The sequence below is a fragment of the Paenibacillus sinensis genome, from assembly GCF_019904155.1.
GTDB lineage: Bacteria > Bacillota > Bacilli > Paenibacillales > Paenibacillaceae > Paenibacillus_AQ > Paenibacillus_AQ sinensis.
The window spans coordinates 42,428-59,577 of record NZ_JAHCMB010000048.1 but is presented as its reverse complement, the minus strand read 5'-3'; the positions used below and the strand labels follow the sequence as shown (position 1 = coordinate 59,577).

The following is a 17,150-nucleotide window of genomic DNA, read 5'->3' as shown; positions in this document are numbered from 1 at the left end:
CCTTCAATCCGCGCCGGAATCCGGCAGGCGGTCGTCGCCGACGGAGTACGTACCCTCCAGGTGCGAAATCCCTTCCAGCTCTGCCAGACGGCGTTCCAGTACAGCAATCCGTTCTTCCAGTGCGGCGACGTCGCTCTTGACCGGAACATCCAACTCCTTCAGCACACGCTGCACCTGCTCCTGAACAGCCGACTTGAAGGCGCTCCGTTCCTCTTCGCCCCGTTCGATCAGCCGGTCGACAAGCGCGCGGGATTCGGTGGGTGCAACCTCGCCCCGCTTCACAAGCTCGTCTACAGCCTTTTCTACCTTTTCCTTGCTGACAACGGTGAGACCTACGCCCAAAGAGATAGCTTTCTTAAACAAATCGCTCATCGTCTTTTCCTCCTAGAGTATCCGTTAATAGCAGGCAACGGGTAAATTATACCCCATGCTGTGGGATAACGCACAAAGCAGCTGGCTTGCAGCTTATTGAATTTATGAATTTATTGAACGTGCGGAATCCGCGCCGCCCAAGTGGCGGCCTGAAGCAGAAGCTTGCGCATCGCCGGGTGACGGAACGAAGGCTCGTGATGACCCGGCATAAGATATACTACCCGTCCCAGCCCATAGCTGTGACACCAGGCCGCAGGCCAGGTTTCGCCATCCGCTTCGTACTCCATCAGAACCGTCTTCTCGGTGAACGGATCGAATTCATACCGGTAAGGCTCTTCCTCCAGCGCAAAGTCCTCAATGCCCTCCATAATGTCATGATCAGGCGCAAGCACCCGGAATTGCAGAGGCGTGTAAGGGGGATGGCCCGTAAATTTGGCTCCAATCAACTGGGCGAGCTCATAACGGTTCGCGAGCGAGAGGCCGGTATGTAGAACGATAAGTCCTCCTCCGCCCGCCACATAGCTCAGCAGGCCCGATGCCTGCTGCGGGGAGACGGACTCGTTCCACAGCTCATTGTAGGCGATACACAGGTCATAGCCGCCGAGATTCTCGGCCAGCATCATTTTCTTGTTCTCCGTACACTGGACTACCATCAAATCGTTGAGTACATGGGTAATCTGCTTATCCACTCCCTGGAGCGGATGAAAGCGGGGATGCGTGTATTCACCCAGCAGCAGACATTTTCTTTTATCCATAAAAAGGGTGCCTCCTTGTGCGTCGAATCCAGTATTGCTGCCTTTATTGTAAGGAAAATGGTGCCGGATGTCCATGTGAGCATTCAGATTGGCCGCCCCCTCCAGTCAATGCCAAAGAGCATTCCCTCCCGCAATGCCCGGCAGGAAATGCTCTAATGGCAGCCGAAGGATCAGGCGGCTACCGCCGCGCCGCCAGATAGCGGCCAAGCTCCACCATCATGCTGCCCATCCGTTCCTGTTCCGGTACGACGATGCGGTTGATCCCCGCCTCCTTCAGAGAATCGGCGGTCACCTTGCCGACCGATACCGCAAGCACGGAAGTCTCGAATGCTTCAAGCATAGCGGGCAGCAGCCCCCTGCTCTCCGCATATTCCGCCAGAAACCGGATTTGAGGCGCGCTCGTAAAGGAGACAGCATCCAGCTTGCCCTGAACAATCTCTTCCAGAAGCAGCGCGAGGCTCTCCTCCTCGGGCGGGAGATGCTTGTAGGGAAGAATTTGCCGGACGGAGGCTCCCGCCTCCTGCAGCCAGGCATTCAACCTCGGCGCGGGATCGCCGTGAAGCTGAAGCACTGCCCGGGTGCCTCTGAGATCATAGGGCTCAAGACCTCTGATGAGACCGGAGGTGCTTCCGTCATCATCTCTCACTGCCGGAACAAGCCCCCGTTTCTTCAGGGCGTTCACAGTCTTATAACCCCGGGCCGCAATGCTTGAACCTGCCAGAACCTCCCGGAACCTCTCCTCCTGCCCCATGCCGGCTGCGGACTCGAACAGAGCGTCCAGTCCCATGCCGGTCGTCAGAATGCTCCAGTCCGGCGGATCGGCGATCCAGGCCGCAAGCTCCCGGCGAAGCTCCTCTCCATCCAGAAAGACCGTTCCCTGAGCAGGTCGCAGCAATGCGTTTCCGCCCATGTTGGCCACCAGCTTGGCCAGCTCTTCCGATTTTCTCGGACCGGCAAGAGCGATGGTGATTCCTTGTAATTGATCTGCCATGATGCGGCTCCCCCTGTTCTCCACGCTGTGGTTGATTCTCAGTATACTTGGAAGAATGCCCGGAAGAAAAGACCGGCCCCGCCTATTCAGGCGGGGCCGGGGGACATTTGACTTGATTTAACTTGCGATTCCGGATGTCTGTTCGTCATCGCCGGAACGAGCGTTGTCTCCGGACAAGCCGTTCGGCCCGCCTGAGGACTCTGACTGTTCATTCGTATACAGCTTGAACCGGCTGACTAGCACCTGAAGCTCGTCCGCCAGACGGCTGAGATCCGCGGATGACGAGGCGATCTCCTCGACCGAGGCCAACTGTTCCTCTGCCGCCGCCGAAATCGTCTCCGTATTGGCTGCTGTCTCACGGGAGACCAGACCGATCTCCTCCATCGCCGACTCCATGCCTGCGGCCTGCGACGACAGAGTCCGGACGCCTTGGCTCATGGCTTCGATCTTGTCCGCCGCTCCCTTGACGGCTTTGCGGATTCGTGTGAAGGAACGGCCGCTGGTGTCTACGGCCAGGATACCGTCCGACACCTTCTCCTTGGCGTCATCCATCAGAGCCGCCGCTTCCTTCATCTCGCTGTAGATGGCCTGGATAACGGCCGCGATTTCACCGGCCGATTTCTCGGACTGCTCGGCCAGCTTGCGAACCTCGGTCGCGACGACGGCGAAGCCCCGGCCATGCTCGCCGGCGCGCGCGGCTTCAATGGAAGCGTTAAGCGCCAGCAGATTGGTCTGACGGGCGATGCCCATGATCAGCTCGACAATGCCTCCGATGCGTTCGCCCCGCTCGTTCAGGTTCCCGATCACCCCGCCCAGATTCTCGACCGTTTCATGGATGCCGTTGATTTTATCGACAACAAGAATTATGGCATCGTTGCCCGACACCGCCGTGTCCGTGGTCTTCCCCATCACCTCGGACACCTCCTTCATGTAGTTCGACAGACTCGACACTTCCGCCGCAGTAGCCGAAGTGCCCTCAATACCGCGCACCGTACTCTCCAACTGACGCTCGCCTCCGGCCGCTACCTCCTGAATCGCCACGGTGACATGCTCAATGGCTTTGGTTGTCTGCTCCGCGCCTGAAGTCAACTCGGCTGCCGAGGAGGAGACGCTGTCCGTCATTTCCTGAACGCCGGTAATCATCTCTCTTAGGCTGGTAACCATTGTCTTGAAGTGCGCGGCAAGCTCACCGATTTCATCATTTCCAAAAGAGCCGATGTCCTGGGAGAGATCGCCGCGGCTGATAACCTCGGTTGCATGTCCCAGCCGGCGGATTGGTTTCAGGAGCGAACGGATCATGAAGACAATCAGCACAAGCGCGAGCAGAACGGACAAGGAGAGCACGATGATAACCGTGTTCCGGACTTCCACCGAGGCTTCCGAGATTTCGCTCTTGTCGATGGTGCCGGCGATTCTCCAACCCGTCGCTTTATTGATCAGATAGGACATCTCTTTAGGAACTCCGTTATACGTATAGTCGAAGGTGGCGGAGTCCTTGTCGAACATTTTCAGAAAAAAAGCCTGCTTCGCTTCCTGACCCACCTTCTCTATCGGGTGTACGACGAACTTCTTGCTGCTGTCTATGATGAAAATATATCCCCTCTTGCCAACCTTCATGTTGACCAGCTCCGCCAGCTGCTTCAGGTCGATCTGTATGACAAATACGCCGTCTCCATCCTTCAGAACGGAGGAAAGAGAGACAACCGTTTCTTCGTGTTCATTCTGGGACACAGGAGAAATGACAACGCCCTGTCCCTTCTTCACAGCATTGACATAAGAAGCGTCGGTCCGCAGATCAAAGCCCGCAGGCAGTGATTTGTCCGACGATGTAATAACCTTGCCTTGCTTGGTTCCCACATACACATTAAGCACATCAGGATGTATGGCGGCATATTCCTTCAGCCTATCCTTCAACTCGCCGTAGCCTGATCCGTCGGGACCGCTGTTGACTGTGTCGGAGGAGAGGGCGTCGACGAAATATTTGACGTCATTGATTTTGGAGGCCATATTATTATCAACGATCTCATTGACCGTTTCTACGCTCTCCCGGGCGCTTCCGGCCAGTTGATCGCCCAGATTGCTGCTTGCAGACCTGAAGGTCAGACCTGCGACGACAAGACTCGGGATGAGCAGCACAATCAGGTACGTGGCCGCCAGCTTGGTACGCATCTTGAGGCGCACCTTCTTTGGTTCAGGCATTTCCAATCCCCCATTTCTTTCTGTTAACCTAGCGTACACGCCAAGAGCATGGGAGTCAGACCTGCCGGAGTTCGGACGGGCGCTTCTTGCTGAATCAGTGCGCAGGCGTACTAAGGAGATACGGACGCGTACATAAGGTATATCAGTATATCGGTAGCCATCAGCCATTTATTTACTTTTACTCTCTATATTTCTTGAGCATTCTCATATTCCCTGAGTCAAACAGCACAAAGACGCTTCCTTCCGTCATGCTTCCGAAGGAGGCGTCTTTCGATTCAGGTATTCGTTGCTTCGAATCGCCTTGGCCTCTGTAAGAGGCTTAGTTCACCACTTTGCTGCGGCAAGAGGGGCATACGCCGCTAAAGACGACATGCGCATGCCCGATGCTGTACCCGGTCTCTCTGGCGACCGAATCCATCCATTGCTCCGGTACATGCGTCATGACTTCGTCGACGGCTCCGCACACCTCGCAGATAATATGCTGGTGCTCATCCATCCGGGCGTCGTAACGGCTCGCCGCCTCGCCCAGCTTCAGTTCGCGGATCAACTGCTTGTCGGTCAGGTAGCGAAGAGAGTTGTACACGGTTCCATAAGCAAGGTTGTGGCCCTTCTCGACGAGACGGTTCATCACATCGGAGGCGGTGGGATGGTCATGGGAATCACGGACAATATCATAGACAGCTTGGCGCTGTGAAGTCAGGTTTATATGTCTCACATCAATCATCCTAACTATTTTATTTTTAGATCAAGTATAAATCGTTTATATGCTCCGGTCAATCCGGGTAAACCATTCCTGTTGAAAGGAAGCGTATAACGAGCTGCAATCTAAAAAATCGCCAATATTTCGATCCAATTCGACAAAAAACGTCAACACTTTTACTGTAAATTCCGATAAAATAGACTCGAGCCGCAGCTGATTACGGCCAAGCCATTTTTGTCAGAGGAGCTCAAGATTCCCCTATGCTGATAATTGAACTATTGAACAGCCTGTTCGCTAATTTCTGCATCCTCGTCACGTTTCTGTTTCTGTCGGGGATGCTGTCCAAAAAATACAACATCGCCGGCCATTCCGTCAGCAGGATCACCCGCGTCAATGCGGGGCTGCTCTTCGGATGCTTCGGCATCGTCCTGATGAGCTATTCGTTTCCGGTGGGTCCGGACACCTATGCAAATCTGAGACATCTGACCATCGTGCTGATCTCGTCGTATATCGGCTGGCTTCCCGGATTGATCTGCACCCTATTGCTGTCCGTCAGCCGCATCCTTGTGTACGGCGCTTCCTATAATTCGATCTCAGCCGCTGTCTCCCTGCTGATTGCAGGCATCTGCTGCTGCTGGATCTCCATACTTCCGTGGTCCCGCCTGCGCAAGGTTAACGTCGGCAATCTGCTCTGTCTGGGCATTATGCTGCTGACGCTTGTGAACAATCTGGGAGACATCCGGCTTGTTATGAACTTTTTCCCGCTGCAGTTCACCATCACGGCTGCCGCCGGTCTTGCCATCTATTATGTCGCCGAGTACATCTACCGCTCCAACGACCTCTATACCCAGCTTGAGCTGAACGCTACGACCGACTACCTGACCAGCCTGAATAACCTCCGCCAGTTTCACCGGCATCTGGATACTGAGATTGCACGCGCCGAACGCCGGGGAGAGTGCCTGTCGCTTCTCGCCATCGACATCGATCATTTCAAGCAGATCAACGACACCTACGGCCATCCTGCGGGAGACGCGATCCTGATGGAATTCGCCCGCCGTCTCTCGAGCATTTCCCGGACCTACGATATCGTGTCCCGGAACGGCGGGGAGGAATTCACCGTCATTCTTCCGGACTGTCCGCTGTACCAGGCGCAGAAAGCCGCGGAGCGGATTCGTGCGGCGGTAGACAGCGACAACTTCACGCTCCCAGCCGGCAAGAAAATCCATATTACCATTTCCGTAGGAGCGGCATCGTATCCGGAGAGCATTCAGGACCCAGACGGAGCCCTGCTCTTCCAATACGCGGACAAAGCCTTGTACGCCGCCAAAAATGCGGGCAGAAATAAAGTACGCACTGCCGATTACTAAACGGGCTCCTGATCGTTACCCGAAGCGGACGATGAGCAGGAATCTGGCGGGTCGTACAGAAGTCCGGCGGGAACCAGGAATCCGGAATCATTGTCCTGGAGAAATCAAATAGTGCAGGATCACGGAGCGCCAGCCGGCTGCCAGTTGCTAATAGCTGCCAGTTGCTAATAGTGCACCACTCCGTGACTCCCCACATTCCCGGCACTCACGCCGCTTCCATTGCACCCGAGCCTTGTCCGGACGGCTCACAAATGAAGTTATCGTTCATCGGCACGCTCCTGGCTTTGAATAAATGCAATCCGACGCTCTTGCGCAAACGCCTTTGCCGTTAAACCGTGAAGCTACTGCGCGGATACCACCGGATTCCGTCCAAAATTACGCCCAAAATCTATATGCCTGCGTCTGTTGCTCTGCGGCCCGAAGCCGCACCAAGACTTCGTTTTTGCCACCTGCAGCTCCCCTGCTGTCTTGTCAATTCTACCCGCGGATTGATTTCTTCCTCTTCAATTCATGCAGCTTACATCAAGTTTCTATTCCCACTTCAGTGGTAATAAATGTAATGATGACTGTATAATGAAGGAGGAAACGGGATGGACCCGGAATATACACGGCAGGAAAGTCTGCCAAAAATGCCCGAATCGCTGTGGAGAAGAACCACTGAGCTGCCGTCATTTCCAAGACTGGCCGAGGATCATACAACAGAGGTGGCCATCGTCGGCGGGGGCATCGTCGGTATAACGACCGCTTATCTGCTGACAGAAGCCGGCTATAAGGTTACGCTCCTGGAAGCAGACGAGCTGCTGACCGGCACGACAGGCTTCACAACCGCCAAGATCACGGCCCAGCACGGGCTGATCTATGACAATCTGCTGAAGCATTTCGGAGAAGAACAGGCTCTGGCCTACTACCGTTCGAACAACGAAGGGATGGAGTGGATTCTGCAAACAGCGGAGAAGCTCGGCCTATCCTGCGGAATACAACGGGAGGACGCCTACCTCTACAGTCCCATCGGCGATGATAAGACGCTGAAGACCCTGAGGAAGGAGTTCGAGGCTTACCGCAAGCTAGGCCTTCCCGGTGAGTGGGTCGATTATGTGTCTCTGCCTATGCAGATCGGCGGAGCAATCAAGCTTCCGGGACAGGCCCGCTTTCACCCTCTCGAATACCTGAAGGGACTGCTTCAGAAGATCCATGCTAAGGGCGGAGTTGTCTATGAGCACACGGCCATCGGGGAAAAAGTGGAAAGCGGCGACGGACTTACGCTGTTCACCGAGCACGGCAATCACCGGATCAAGTGCCGGCACGCGGTCTCGGCTTCCCATTTTCCCTTCTACGACGGCAGACATCTGTACTTCACCCTTCTTCACGCGGAGCGTTCTTACGCGCTGGCCTTCGAGCCCGAATCAGATTATGAAGGCGGCATGTACCTGAGTGCCGGAGGACCGAAGCGCTCTCTCCGGGCAGTCGAATGGGAAGGCAAGCGGCTCGTTATCGCAGGCGGCGAGAACCACAAAACCGGACAGAGCATATGCACGTTCGGCCATTACGAGAATCTGGAGACGTTCGCCGGGGGGCTCCTGGGCATCCGGTCCATCCCCTTCCGCTGGTCGGCCCAGGATCTCGTAACGATGGACCTAGTCCCTTATATCGGCAAAATGTCCGATGACAAGGAAATCTATGTAGCCACAGGCTTCGCCAAATGGGGCATGACAAACGGCACCCTGGCGGCCCGGCTCATCACCGATCAGATCATGCGCAAACACAATCCGTACACAGAGCTCTATGCTCCTTCCCGGTTCAAGGCAGTTCCCGGCATCAAGAATTTCCTCGTGCAGAATTTGAACGTTGCGAATGAGCTCATAGAAGGCAAGGTGGAGCTCATCCACCGTAAGCTGGAAGAGCTTCAGCCGGACGAAGGCGCTGTAGTCCGACATGACGGCAGACGCGTCGGAGCCTACAAGGACCCCGAAGGCGGTATTCATCTCGTAGACCGGACCTGTACACATCTGGGTTGTGAATGCGCATGGAACGAGAGCGAACGTTCCTGGGACTGCCCCTGCCACGGCTCCCGCTTCTCCTATGACGGTGAAGTGCTGGAGGGACCGGCAGTCGAGCCGCTGGCTAGGGTGGAGCCATGAGCCTACACCCGGGCTTCCGGAGGACATCAAGCGGATGACACAAGGAGAACCAGCTTAAACTTACTATTCATTCAAGAAGGAGAGATTGAATCGATGGAACTTCGAGGAAGAACGGCTGTCATTACCGGCGCCGGCAAAGGGATCGGCAAGGCTCTGGCACTGGCGCTGGCCAAGGAGGGCGCCAATCTGGGATTGATCTCGCGGACGGCTGCCGACCTGGAGGCGCTGAAAGCTGCCATTGTCGAGGGATATGATGTGAAGGTCAGCATAGCGGTGGCCGACATTTCGATCCGGGAAGAAGCAGAACGCGCAGTAGCCGCGCTTCAGAGCGAGCTCGGCACGTTTGACGTGCTGATCAACAATGCCGGCGTGGCGACCTTCGGCACCGTTGCAGACATGGACCCCGAGGTATGGAAACGGCATATCGACATCAATCTGTTCGGAACCTACTATGTCACCCACGCCGCGCTGCCTTCGATGATCGAGCAGAAGAGCGGCAATATCATCAATATATCCTCCACCGCCGGGGAACGCGGATTCGCCACAGGCTCCGCTTACTGCGCGTCGAAGTTCGCGCTGATGGGCTTCACGGAAGCGCTGGCGCAGGAGGTGCGCAAATCCAATATCCGGGTCGTCGCGCTCACGCCGAGCACGGTCAACACGCCGCTCGCCGAGAACGCAGGACTGCCGATCGGGGACGAAGACCGGATGATGCAGCCGGAGGATGTCGCCGAGCTTGCGCTGGCCGCTCTTAAGCTGCCGGACCGCGTGTTCGTCAAGACCGCCGGAATCTGGACGACCAACCCACAATAATCCGCAAGCATCAAACGTCTGACGCCGGAATCCCATCACCTTGAGGAGCTGATCACATGCTTGTAGTCACAAATACGATCAAAGTGAAGGAAGGCGCCGGAGCAGCATTGGCCGAGCGCTTCACGGGAAGTCGCGGGGTACAGGCAATGCCCGGCTTCGTCCGTCTGGAAGTATGGCACGGCGCTCCAAAGGATGGAGCGGAGGAATTGAAAATCTGCACCGTCTGGGAAGATGAAGAGGCGTTCAAGGGCTGGACATCGAGCGAGGCGTTCCGCCACTCCCATCGCGGCGCCGGGAAGAACGATGACATTCTCGGCGCTTCGCTGGATAAGTACGAGCTGCTGGCCCGCATCGCTCCGGGCGAGTAAGCGGTCTGCGCCGGGGCGGCAATGGCAGCCCCGGCATAAGCGCGGACCCGCGTGAATAGCCAAGCCTGCTGCAGCGCCGGCTTGGCTATGGGCGGGCCCGCGCCGCCGGGGCTTCTCGCAAGGCCCCGGCCGCCCCACACGCGCAGGAGCCTCGCGCGTGCCACAAGCCCGGACAGGCAGCTCCGTCCGGGCCGGCAGATCCGGCGGCGCGCGCAGCCCGCCGGAAATCCAAGAACCCCAGGTCCCGCAATTCATGCGGAGCCTGGGGTTCTTGTCTGTGCCGGGCGAGGCGCGGTCGTCAGTCCGCGCTCTCCGCCCCGGCCTCCGGGACGGCCTTCGGGCGTCCCGGCCAGAAGGCCCGCTTCCCGAACAGCGTCGTGATCGCGGGCACGAGGAACGGCCGCACCGCGAAGGTGTCCAGCAGGACGCCGAGCGCGGTGATGACGCCGAACTGCACCAGCACCTGGATCGGCAGCGTCGCCAGCACGGCGAAGGTTCCGGCCAGGATCAGGCCGGCCGAGGTGATCACTGAGCCGGTCTCGCTGACGCCTTCGGCGATGGCCTGCTTCAGCGGCATGTTCCGGCTCTTTTTCCAAATGTTCGAGATCATGAAGATGTTGTAATCCTCGCCGAGCGCTACCAGGAAGACGAACGAATACAACGGGATGGCTCCCTGGATGGCATCGGCTCCGAGCAGATAATGAAGAATCAGCCAGCCCAGTCCCAGTGCGGAGAAGAAGGACAGAATAACAGTGCCCACAAGATATAGCATCGCCGTGAGCGAGCGTAAATACAGGAGCAGAAGCAGCGCAATCAGACCGATGACGACCGGAATGATCAAATCCTGATCCCGATTGCCGACTTCACGGTTATCGTACTGTGTCGCAGTCTGACCGCCGATCCAGACGCTTGCCTCGGGGTTCGCCAGTTCCGATTCGCCGAGCGCCTGCTCCACCGTCGCCCGCAGCGCAGGAATATGGTCCATGGCTTCCTGTGAGTAGGGATTGGCCTTGAACAGAATCTCAAAAGACTTGATATTCCCGTTCTTCGCGCCCGATTTCGGATCGGCTACCGATTCAACATAGGACAGCGATGACAGCACCGATTTCAAATCCTCTGGCGCCACTTTACCCTGCGTGTCGACCATCAGAGTGACCGGCGCAAGCTCGCCGGGTGAGAATTGGCTGCCGATCAGGTCGAAGCCTTCTCTGGATTCCATGTCCTTCGGGAAAGAGGACAGCAGGTCATAAGTGAAACTGATGCCGCCAGAGAACGAAGCCAGAATACCGAGCACGAGCACAGAGCTGATAACCACGGTCCACGGACGGGTCACGACAAGCCGGCCGATCTTTCCTTTGCGCGAGGGCTTCTGCGAGGGAACCGGCTTGCCCTTGGCCGCTGCCCGTTCCTTCTCCATATCGCCGGTGCGCGGAATGAAGGGAAAGAAGGAGGCTCGGCCGAAGATCGCCAGCAGCGCCGGAACGAGCGTCAGGCTCGCCAGGCCCATAACAAAGATGGATAAGCTGAACGGAATCGCGAATCGGTGATAAGCTCCATACTTCGCAAGCAGGAGCGCTAGCAGTGCTAGCACCACCGTGAAGCCGCTCATCGCGATCGCGCCGGAGGAGCTTCCGAGCGAACGGGTCAGCGCACGGCCCACACTCCGTTCTTCATGCAGAAGCTGGCGGAACCGGGAGATCAGGAACAGGCAGTAATCCGTTCCTGCCCCGAACAGCAGCACGGTCATGATGGATACCGCCTGCGAATCAATCGTGATCACACCCTCCTGCGCCAGCTTGCCGAGCAGCGGACCGGTCACGCCGTAAGCGAAGCCTACGGCGACAAGCGGAATAAGCGCCAGCAGCGGTGAACGATAGATCAGAAGCAGGAAGATTAGCACAAGCACGACTGTCGCAATCAATAGCGAGACATCGGCATCCTTGAACAGGCCGGTGGCGTCAATGGAGATGCCGACCGGTCCGGACACGCGGAGCGTCAGCTCCCCACTCTCCAGCTTCGCCGAGGTGACGTCGGTTCCGGTCTCTTTCCGGATCGTTTCCTTTAACCCGGTTACGCTGTCCCCCAGCTTGTCGCTGTCCGCGCTCCGGTCATACACGAGCGGCGTAACCAGCGTGCTCCCATCCTGCGAGAGCTCCGCCTTCAGCGCCTGCGGAGGCAGCTGGCCGAGCGGCGGAACCGTCACGACATAGGCAGGCGGCTGCTTCGTCAGCGTGCTGTACAGCGCCCCGATATGGGCCAGGTCTTCGTCCTTCATGCCGCCCTCCCGGTGCCATACCAGCAAGGCGGGCACACCATCGTCCGACGGAAATTCCCGCTCGGCCACGGCTGCCGCTTGCACGGAGGCCGCGCTGTCCGGCAGGTTGGCGGCATTGTTGTCCACCTGCGAATTGACCGCCGGCCATACCGCGTTCAGCACGCCGACGATGATGATCCAGACCAATAGCATTACCCATTTTCCGGTACGTCCGGACAGCCATTGTCCATAGCCTTTCATTGATTTCCTCCCCTTCTGAACGTAATGGCATCGCTAAAATGAACCTCGGGTCATTTTTCTCCTCCTAATCATATCCGCTCTGCCATTCAAGAGCAAACCGTTTTTCCAAGTATGAAGGTTCTTTCAAATCAACAACGCCTCTCCCGGACAGCCCGCCAAAGGGCCGCCACAGAAGAGGCGCTCATTTCAATAACCTGTGTATAGAGCTAGGGCGAGTCTTACGCACCCTAAGCTCATCTTATAATCGCCGGTTAACCTGCATCGGGCAGATCGCCTTCGGAGAACTGGCTGTTGTACAGATCGGCGTAGAAGCCGCCTTGTGCGAGAAGCTCCTCATGCGTACCCTGCTCGATCACCGTTCCGTGGTTCATCACCAGAATCAGGTTGGCGTCGCGGATTGTGGACAGACGGTGGGCGATGACGAAGCTGGTCCGTCCCTGCATCAGGGTGTTCATCGCCTTCTGGATCTGAACCTCTGTCCGCGTATCGACGCTGCTGGTCGCTTCGTCCAGAATCAGGATCGACGGATCGGCCAGAATCGCCCGGGCAATCGTCAGCAGCTGCTTCTGGCCCTGCGAAATATTGGAGGCTTCTTCATTCAGAATTGTATCGTACCCTAGCGGCAGCGTGCGGATGAAATGATCCGCATGCGCAGCCTTGGCGGCCCGGATGACATCAGCTTCCGAAGAGCCCTCGCGTCCGTAGGCGATGTTGTCGCGAATCGTGCCGTTAAAGAGCCACGTATCCTGAAGCACCATGCCGAAGCGGCGGCGAAGATCGCTCCGCTTCATGTCGGTGATATCGACACCGTCGATCAGAATCTGTCCGCCGTTCAGCTCGTAGAAGCGCATCAGAAGGTTGATCAGCGTCGTCTTGCCTGCGCCGGTCGGTCCGACAATCGCAATCGTCTGTCCGGGGCTGACCTGAATGTTCATATCCTGGATCAGAGGCGCGTCCTCTTTATATCCGAACTTCACGTGGCGGAATTCCACGGCGCCCTTGTCTTCGGAGGCTGCTAATGAAACTGCCGTTTCCGCCACCTCCTCTTCCTCGTCGAGCAGTTCGAATACCCGCTCTGCGGAAGCGATCGTCGACTGAATGATGTTGGCGATATTGGCCGTTTGGGTGATCGGCATCGTGAATTGACGGGAATACTGGATAAAGGCTTGAATATCGCCGACGTCGATCATTTTCTTGGTGACGAATATGCCGCCGACCACGCAGACCAATACATAGCCCAGGTTGCCGATAAACATCATGAGCGGCATGATAATGCCGGACATGAACTGCGCGCGCCAGCCGGAATCATACAGCTCGGCGTTAATCCGGTCAAACTCTTGAAGCGATTTGCGCTCCTGGCCGAACGCCTTGACGATCCGGTGGCCCGTATACATTTCCTCGACATGGCCGTTAAGCTGGCCCAGCGATTTCTGCTGGCCGACGAAATACGATTGCGACCGCTTCGTAATGGCCATAATAACCACAAAGCTAAGCGGAAGCGTAATGATGGTAATCAGTGTAAGCCATGGGCTGATCGTCAGCATCATGATAACCACGCCGATGATCGTGACGATGGAGGTGATCAGCTGGGTCAAGCTCTGCTGCAGCGTGGTGCTGATATTGTCCACGTCATTGGTCGCACGGCTGAGAATTTCACCATGGGTCCGGGAGTCAAAATATTTAAGCGGCAGCCGTTCCAGCTTACCGTTGATTTCCTCGCGCATCGTGTATACGACGCTCTGGGCCACGCTGGCCATCACATACTGCTGAATATAGCTGAACAGGGCGCTGAACAGATACAGGCCTCCCAGAATCAGCAGAATCTCGTTGATATAGCTCCAATCGATGGAGGCTCCCGGGACACCCTTCATCATGGCGATGGCGCCTTCGAACAGCTTCGTTGTCGCCTTGCCCATGACCTTCGGGCTGAAAATGCTGAACACCGTACTGAGAATGGCGGTAGCCAGCACGATCAGCAGCTGAATCTGCTTCGGACGCAGGTAGCGGGTCAGCCGGCGCAGCGTTCCTTTGAAATCCTTGGCCTTCTCAGCCGGCATGCTCATGCCGGGAGGGCCTCCCCCTCCAGGTCCGAAACCTCTGCGCGGCGGCTGCTGGGGGCGTTTGAATTCCTGGTTCTTCTCGCTCATGCGATCTCCTCCTCTGACAGCTGCGAGGATACGATCTCGCGGTATACCTCGCTATTTGCAAGCAATTCGCGGTGATTGCCGATTCCGGAGATCCGGCCTTCATCCAACACGATGATCCGGTCGGCGTCCATGACGGTGCTGACCCGCTGGGCGACGATCAGAACTGTCGACTCGGTCGTCTCTCCCTTCAGAGCGGCGCGCAGCTTCGCATCGGTCTTGAAGTCAAGCGCCGAGAAGCTGTCGTCGAACAGATAGATTTCCGGCTTCCGTACAAGAGCCCGAGCGATTGACAGGCGCTGCTTCTGCCCGCCGGACACGTTGTTTCCGCCCTGGGCAATCTCCGAATCGAAGCCGTCCTTCATCTTGGAGACGAAATCCAGCGCCTGTGCTACCTCGGCTGCATGACGGACTTCCTCGTCGGTTGCGTCGTCCTTGCCGTACTTAATATTTTCGGTAACGGTGCCCGTGAACAGGACGGCCTTCTGCGGCACATAGCCGATTTTCGCCCGAAGCTCCTCCTGCGTCATTTCACGGACATCCACACCGTCCACCAGCACCTGGCCCTCTACGACGTCGTAGAATCGGGGAATAAGGCTGAGCAGCGTCGATTTGCCGGAGCCCGTGCCGCCGATAATGGCCGTAACCTCGCCGGGACGCGCGCTGAATGTGATGCCCGAAATCGCCGGCTGCTCCGCTCCCGGATAGGAGAAGGAGACTTCCTTGAATTCCACATAGCCCCGAAGCGGCTGCTCGGATACCACTGCCTTGGCGAGGTCTGTCTCCGATTCGTTCAGCCCCGACACTTTAACCTCGGGATCGGTAATTTCCGGAACCATATCGAGCACTTCATTGATCCGGATCGCTGACGCGGATGCCCGCGGAATCAATACGAACATCATGGAGACCATAACGAGCGAGAACATGATCTGCATCGCGTATTGAATGAACGCCATCAGCGAGCCGACCTGCAGGTTCCCATCGCCAATGCGGATGCCGCCGAAATACAGGATGGCGATCATGGAGAAGTTCATGACGAACATCATCATCGGCATCAGCAGCGCCATGATCTTGTTAACCTTGATTGCGGTATCCGTCAGATCGCGGTTAGCCGTAGTAAAGCGTCTGTTCTCATGCTCCGTGCGGTTGAAGGAGCGAATGACGCGGATGCCAACCAGATGCTCGCGGAGCACAAGGTTGAGTTTATCCAGCTTGACCTGAATAGCCTTGAACAGCGGCAGCCCCCTCATGCCTACGGAAGCGATGGCCAGCACGAGCACCGGGACCACCACTACAAAAATAAGGGACAGCTTCGCATCCTCGGACACCGCCATAATCAGCCCGCCGATCATCATCATCGGAGCGCCGACCATCATCCGCAGCATCATCGTCAGTACGGTCTGAACCTGCGTAATATCGTTCGTCGTCCGGGTAATCAGGGAGGCGGTTCCGAGCTTGTCGAACTCGGTCAGTGTAAAATTCTCCACATGGTTGAACACGCGAGACCGGATTCGCTGTCCGAATCCTACGGACACCCGTGCCGACAAAAAGCTCGCGATAATCGAGCAGAGCGCGCCTCCGCCCGCAACGAGCAGCATGAATCCGCCAATTTGCCAAATATATGACCGGTCCCCTTGAACAATGCCCTTGTCCACGATGTCCGACATCAATGTAGGCAGGTACAAATCGCCCATCGACTGGAGGAACACCAGCAGGAGAATCGCGGTAATCGGCAGCCAGTATGGCTTTAACTGTCTGAATAGTTTAATCATCTTCGTCATCTCCGTTCATCGGTAAGTCTTCAATCCGCGGAGGCGGATTCTGACTGATAAATTGTTGAACCTTTATCAGCAGATCGGCCAGCCGGTCGCTGTCTTCCTCTCCCAGGAATTCCACAAGCCGGCCCAGCATATAATCTCTATGCTCTCTGGCTTTGTTTGTAACCATGATACCCTGTTCGGTCAGGGCTACGCGTACGACCCGCCGGTCCGACGGATCCGGTTCGCGCCGTACCATTCCTTTGGCTTCGAGACTGTTGATCAATTGGGTTACTGTAGGAGGCGTGAGACCCAGAAAACGGCTGAGCTCGGATACCTTGAGCCCCTGGGCGTTCTCGTTGTGATCGACATGATGAGCCAGGGAAATCATCAGCGTCATTTCGCTTGGCTTATTGCCATCCACCCTCTGCTTCCAATCCGCTTTATGAAACTGATGCAGAGCGGCAAAAAGCTTATGCCCCGTCATCCGGTTGTTCTCGTCCTTTACCCCAATAGTACTCCCTCCATTTTCCTTTGTTCATCCCTTCCATTTCATTAGCATGCCTATTATTTCGGAACCCAAATAATTAAACAATATACTATTTAGGCTACCTAATTATATTTCTCCGGAATTCCTCTGTCAATTTTCGAAACCGCTCTCATTGTTACAATCTTTTTAAGATGTACGCGCACAAAAAAGACCCATCTGCCGGCAACGGCGAAAGGGTCTGTGATTATAAGTGGGATTATGGAATTAGTTCATTCTTCTTCGGGAAGAGGCGGCCTCGCCTTCGTACAGCCCGCCGCTCTGGCGGCTTCGCAAGTTCTCCATCATTTTGTGCTGGGCAAGCAGAATATAGCGGTCCAGGCGCTCACTTAATTCAACTACGGCACGATCGCTTAGACTCCGTTCGCGAGCGACCTCAAGCAGTTCTCCCCGGAGACTCTCAATGGTCACCAGCAATTCCTCATCGCGGGATTCATAGATATATTCGTTACGATAAATAGGATTCTGAAGCACCTTAGTCACC

14 protein-coding genes are annotated in these 17,150 nt (G+C 56.5%); 4 read left to right on the top strand and 10 right to left on the bottom strand.

Going from position 1 to position 17,150, the window contains the following annotated elements; all coding sequences use genetic code 11:
- Positions 1–3 precede the first annotated feature (3 nt).
- From KIH86_RS05630 to KIH86_RS05610, 5 genes are all read right to left on the bottom strand, one after another.
- A complete protein-coding gene (locus KIH86_RS05630) occupies positions 4–372 on the bottom strand; it encodes a phasin family protein (protein ID WP_223081325.1) in 369 nt (122 codons plus the stop codon).
- Between the two features lie 110 nt (positions 373–482).
- Positions 483–1,127 (bottom strand): ThuA domain-containing protein, encoded by a 645-nt coding sequence (locus KIH86_RS05625; RefSeq protein WP_223081326.1) that lies wholly within the window; start codon positions 1,125–1,127, stop codon positions 483–485.
- Positions 1,128–1,305: 178 nt separating this feature from the next.
- Entirely contained in the window at positions 1,306–2,118 is an 813-nt protein-coding gene (locus tag KIH86_RS05620) for a uroporphyrinogen-III synthase (protein ID WP_223081327.1), read from the bottom strand.
- Positions 2,119–2,235: 117 nt separating this feature from the next.
- Positions 2,236–4,317, bottom strand: a complete 2,082-nt coding sequence (locus tag KIH86_RS05615; protein ID WP_223081328.1) for a methyl-accepting chemotaxis protein — start codon at positions 4,315–4,317, stop codon at positions 2,236–2,238.
- Between the two features lie 319 nt (positions 4,318–4,636).
- The gene (locus KIH86_RS05610) at positions 4,637–5,032 is read right to left on the bottom strand and encodes a Fur family transcriptional regulator (protein WP_223081329.1); all 396 of its coding nucleotides are present in this window, start codon (positions 5,030–5,032) and stop codon (positions 4,637–4,639) included.
- A 245-nt stretch (positions 5,033–5,277) separates the two neighbouring features.
- Here KIH86_RS05610 and KIH86_RS05605 point away from each other — a divergent pair, with 245 nt between their 5' ends.
- From KIH86_RS05605 to KIH86_RS05590, 4 genes are all read left to right on the top strand, one after another.
- Positions 5,278–6,384, top strand: a complete 1,107-nt coding sequence (locus tag KIH86_RS05605; protein ID WP_223081330.1) for a diguanylate cyclase — start codon at positions 5,278–5,280, stop codon at positions 6,382–6,384.
- A 590-nt stretch (positions 6,385–6,974) separates the two neighbouring features.
- Positions 6,975–8,522 (top strand): FAD-dependent oxidoreductase, encoded by a 1,548-nt coding sequence (locus KIH86_RS05600; protein WP_223081331.1) that lies wholly within the window; start codon positions 6,975–6,977, stop codon positions 8,520–8,522.
- A 93-nt stretch (positions 8,523–8,615) separates the two neighbouring features.
- The gene (locus KIH86_RS05595) at positions 8,616–9,335 is read left to right on the top strand and encodes a 3-ketoacyl-ACP reductase (RefSeq protein WP_223081332.1); all 720 of its coding nucleotides are present in this window, start codon (positions 8,616–8,618) and stop codon (positions 9,333–9,335) included.
- A 56-nt stretch (positions 9,336–9,391) separates the two neighbouring features.
- Positions 9,392–9,703, top strand: a complete 312-nt coding sequence (locus tag KIH86_RS05590) for an antibiotic biosynthesis monooxygenase (protein ID WP_223081333.1) — start codon at positions 9,392–9,394, stop codon at positions 9,701–9,703.
- A gap of 298 nt (positions 9,704–10,001) precedes the next feature.
- Here the strand turns inward: KIH86_RS05590 and KIH86_RS05585 are convergent, their stop codons facing one another.
- From KIH86_RS05585 to KIH86_RS05565, 5 genes are all read right to left on the bottom strand, one after another.
- Entirely contained in the window at positions 10,002–12,218 is a 2,217-nt protein-coding gene (locus KIH86_RS05585; RefSeq protein ID WP_223081334.1) for an MMPL family transporter, read from the bottom strand.
- A gap of 251 nt (positions 12,219–12,469) precedes the next feature.
- Positions 12,470–14,365: an ABC transporter ATP-binding protein gene (locus KIH86_RS05580; RefSeq protein WP_223081335.1), complete on the bottom strand. Its 1,896-nt coding sequence runs from the start codon at positions 14,363–14,365 to the stop codon at positions 12,470–12,472.
- On the bottom strand, positions 14,362–16,134 hold the full coding sequence (locus KIH86_RS05575) for an ABC transporter ATP-binding protein (RefSeq protein ID WP_223081336.1): 1,773 nt from the start codon (positions 16,132–16,134) through the stop codon (positions 14,362–14,364). The genes KIH86_RS05580 and KIH86_RS05575 overlap by 4 nt, the downstream gene beginning before the upstream one ends.
- Positions 16,127–16,606, bottom strand: a complete 480-nt coding sequence (locus tag KIH86_RS05570) for a MarR family winged helix-turn-helix transcriptional regulator (RefSeq protein WP_223081337.1) — start codon at positions 16,604–16,606, stop codon at positions 16,127–16,129. The genes KIH86_RS05575 and KIH86_RS05570 overlap by 8 nt, the downstream gene beginning before the upstream one ends.
- Positions 16,607–16,873: 267 nt before the next feature.
- The gene (locus KIH86_RS05565; RefSeq protein WP_235775276.1) at positions 16,874–17,140 is read right to left on the bottom strand and encodes an aspartyl-phosphate phosphatase Spo0E family protein; all 267 of its coding nucleotides are present in this window, start codon (positions 17,138–17,140) and stop codon (positions 16,874–16,876) included.
- Between the last annotated feature and the right edge of the window lie 10 nt (positions 17,141–17,150).

Bases quoted from the DNA above. Each gene is read 5' to 3' on its own strand.
- KIH86_RS05630 (WP_223081325.1), bottom strand. From the start codon at position 372: ATGAGCGATTTGTTTAAGAAAGCTATCTCTTTGGGCGTAGGTCTCACC.
- KIH86_RS05625 (WP_223081326.1), bottom strand. From the start codon at position 1,127: ATGGATAAAAGAAAATGTCTGCTGCTGGGTGAATACACGCATCCCCGC.
- KIH86_RS05620 (WP_223081327.1), bottom strand. From the start codon at position 2,118: ATGGCAGATCAATTACAAGGAATCACCATCGCTCTTGCCGGTCCGAGA.
- KIH86_RS05615 (WP_223081328.1), bottom strand. From the start codon at position 4,317: ATGCCTGAACCAAAGAAGGTGCGCCTCAAGATGCGTACCAAGCTGGCG.
- KIH86_RS05605 (WP_223081330.1), top strand. From the start codon at position 5,278: ATGCTGATAATTGAACTATTGAACAGCCTGTTCGCTAATTTCTGCATC.
- KIH86_RS05600 (WP_223081331.1), top strand. From the start codon at position 6,975: ATGGACCCGGAATATACACGGCAGGAAAGTCTGCCAAAAATGCCCGAA.
- KIH86_RS05595 (WP_223081332.1), top strand. From the start codon at position 8,616: ATGGAACTTCGAGGAAGAACGGCTGTCATTACCGGCGCCGGCAAAGGG.
- KIH86_RS05590 (WP_223081333.1), top strand. From the start codon at position 9,392: ATGCTTGTAGTCACAAATACGATCAAAGTGAAGGAAGGCGCCGGAGCA.
- KIH86_RS05585 (WP_223081334.1), bottom strand. From the start codon at position 12,218: ATGAAAGGCTATGGACAATGGCTGTCCGGACGTACCGGAAAATGGGTA.
- KIH86_RS05580 (WP_223081335.1), bottom strand. From the start codon at position 14,365: ATGAGCGAGAAGAACCAGGAATTCAAACGCCCCCAGCAGCCGCCGCGC.
- KIH86_RS05575 (WP_223081336.1), bottom strand. From the start codon at position 16,134: ATGATTAAACTATTCAGACAGTTAAAGCCATACTGGCTGCCGATTACC.
- KIH86_RS05570 (WP_223081337.1), bottom strand. From the start codon at position 16,606: ATGACGGGGCATAAGCTTTTTGCCGCTCTGCATCAGTTTCATAAAGCG.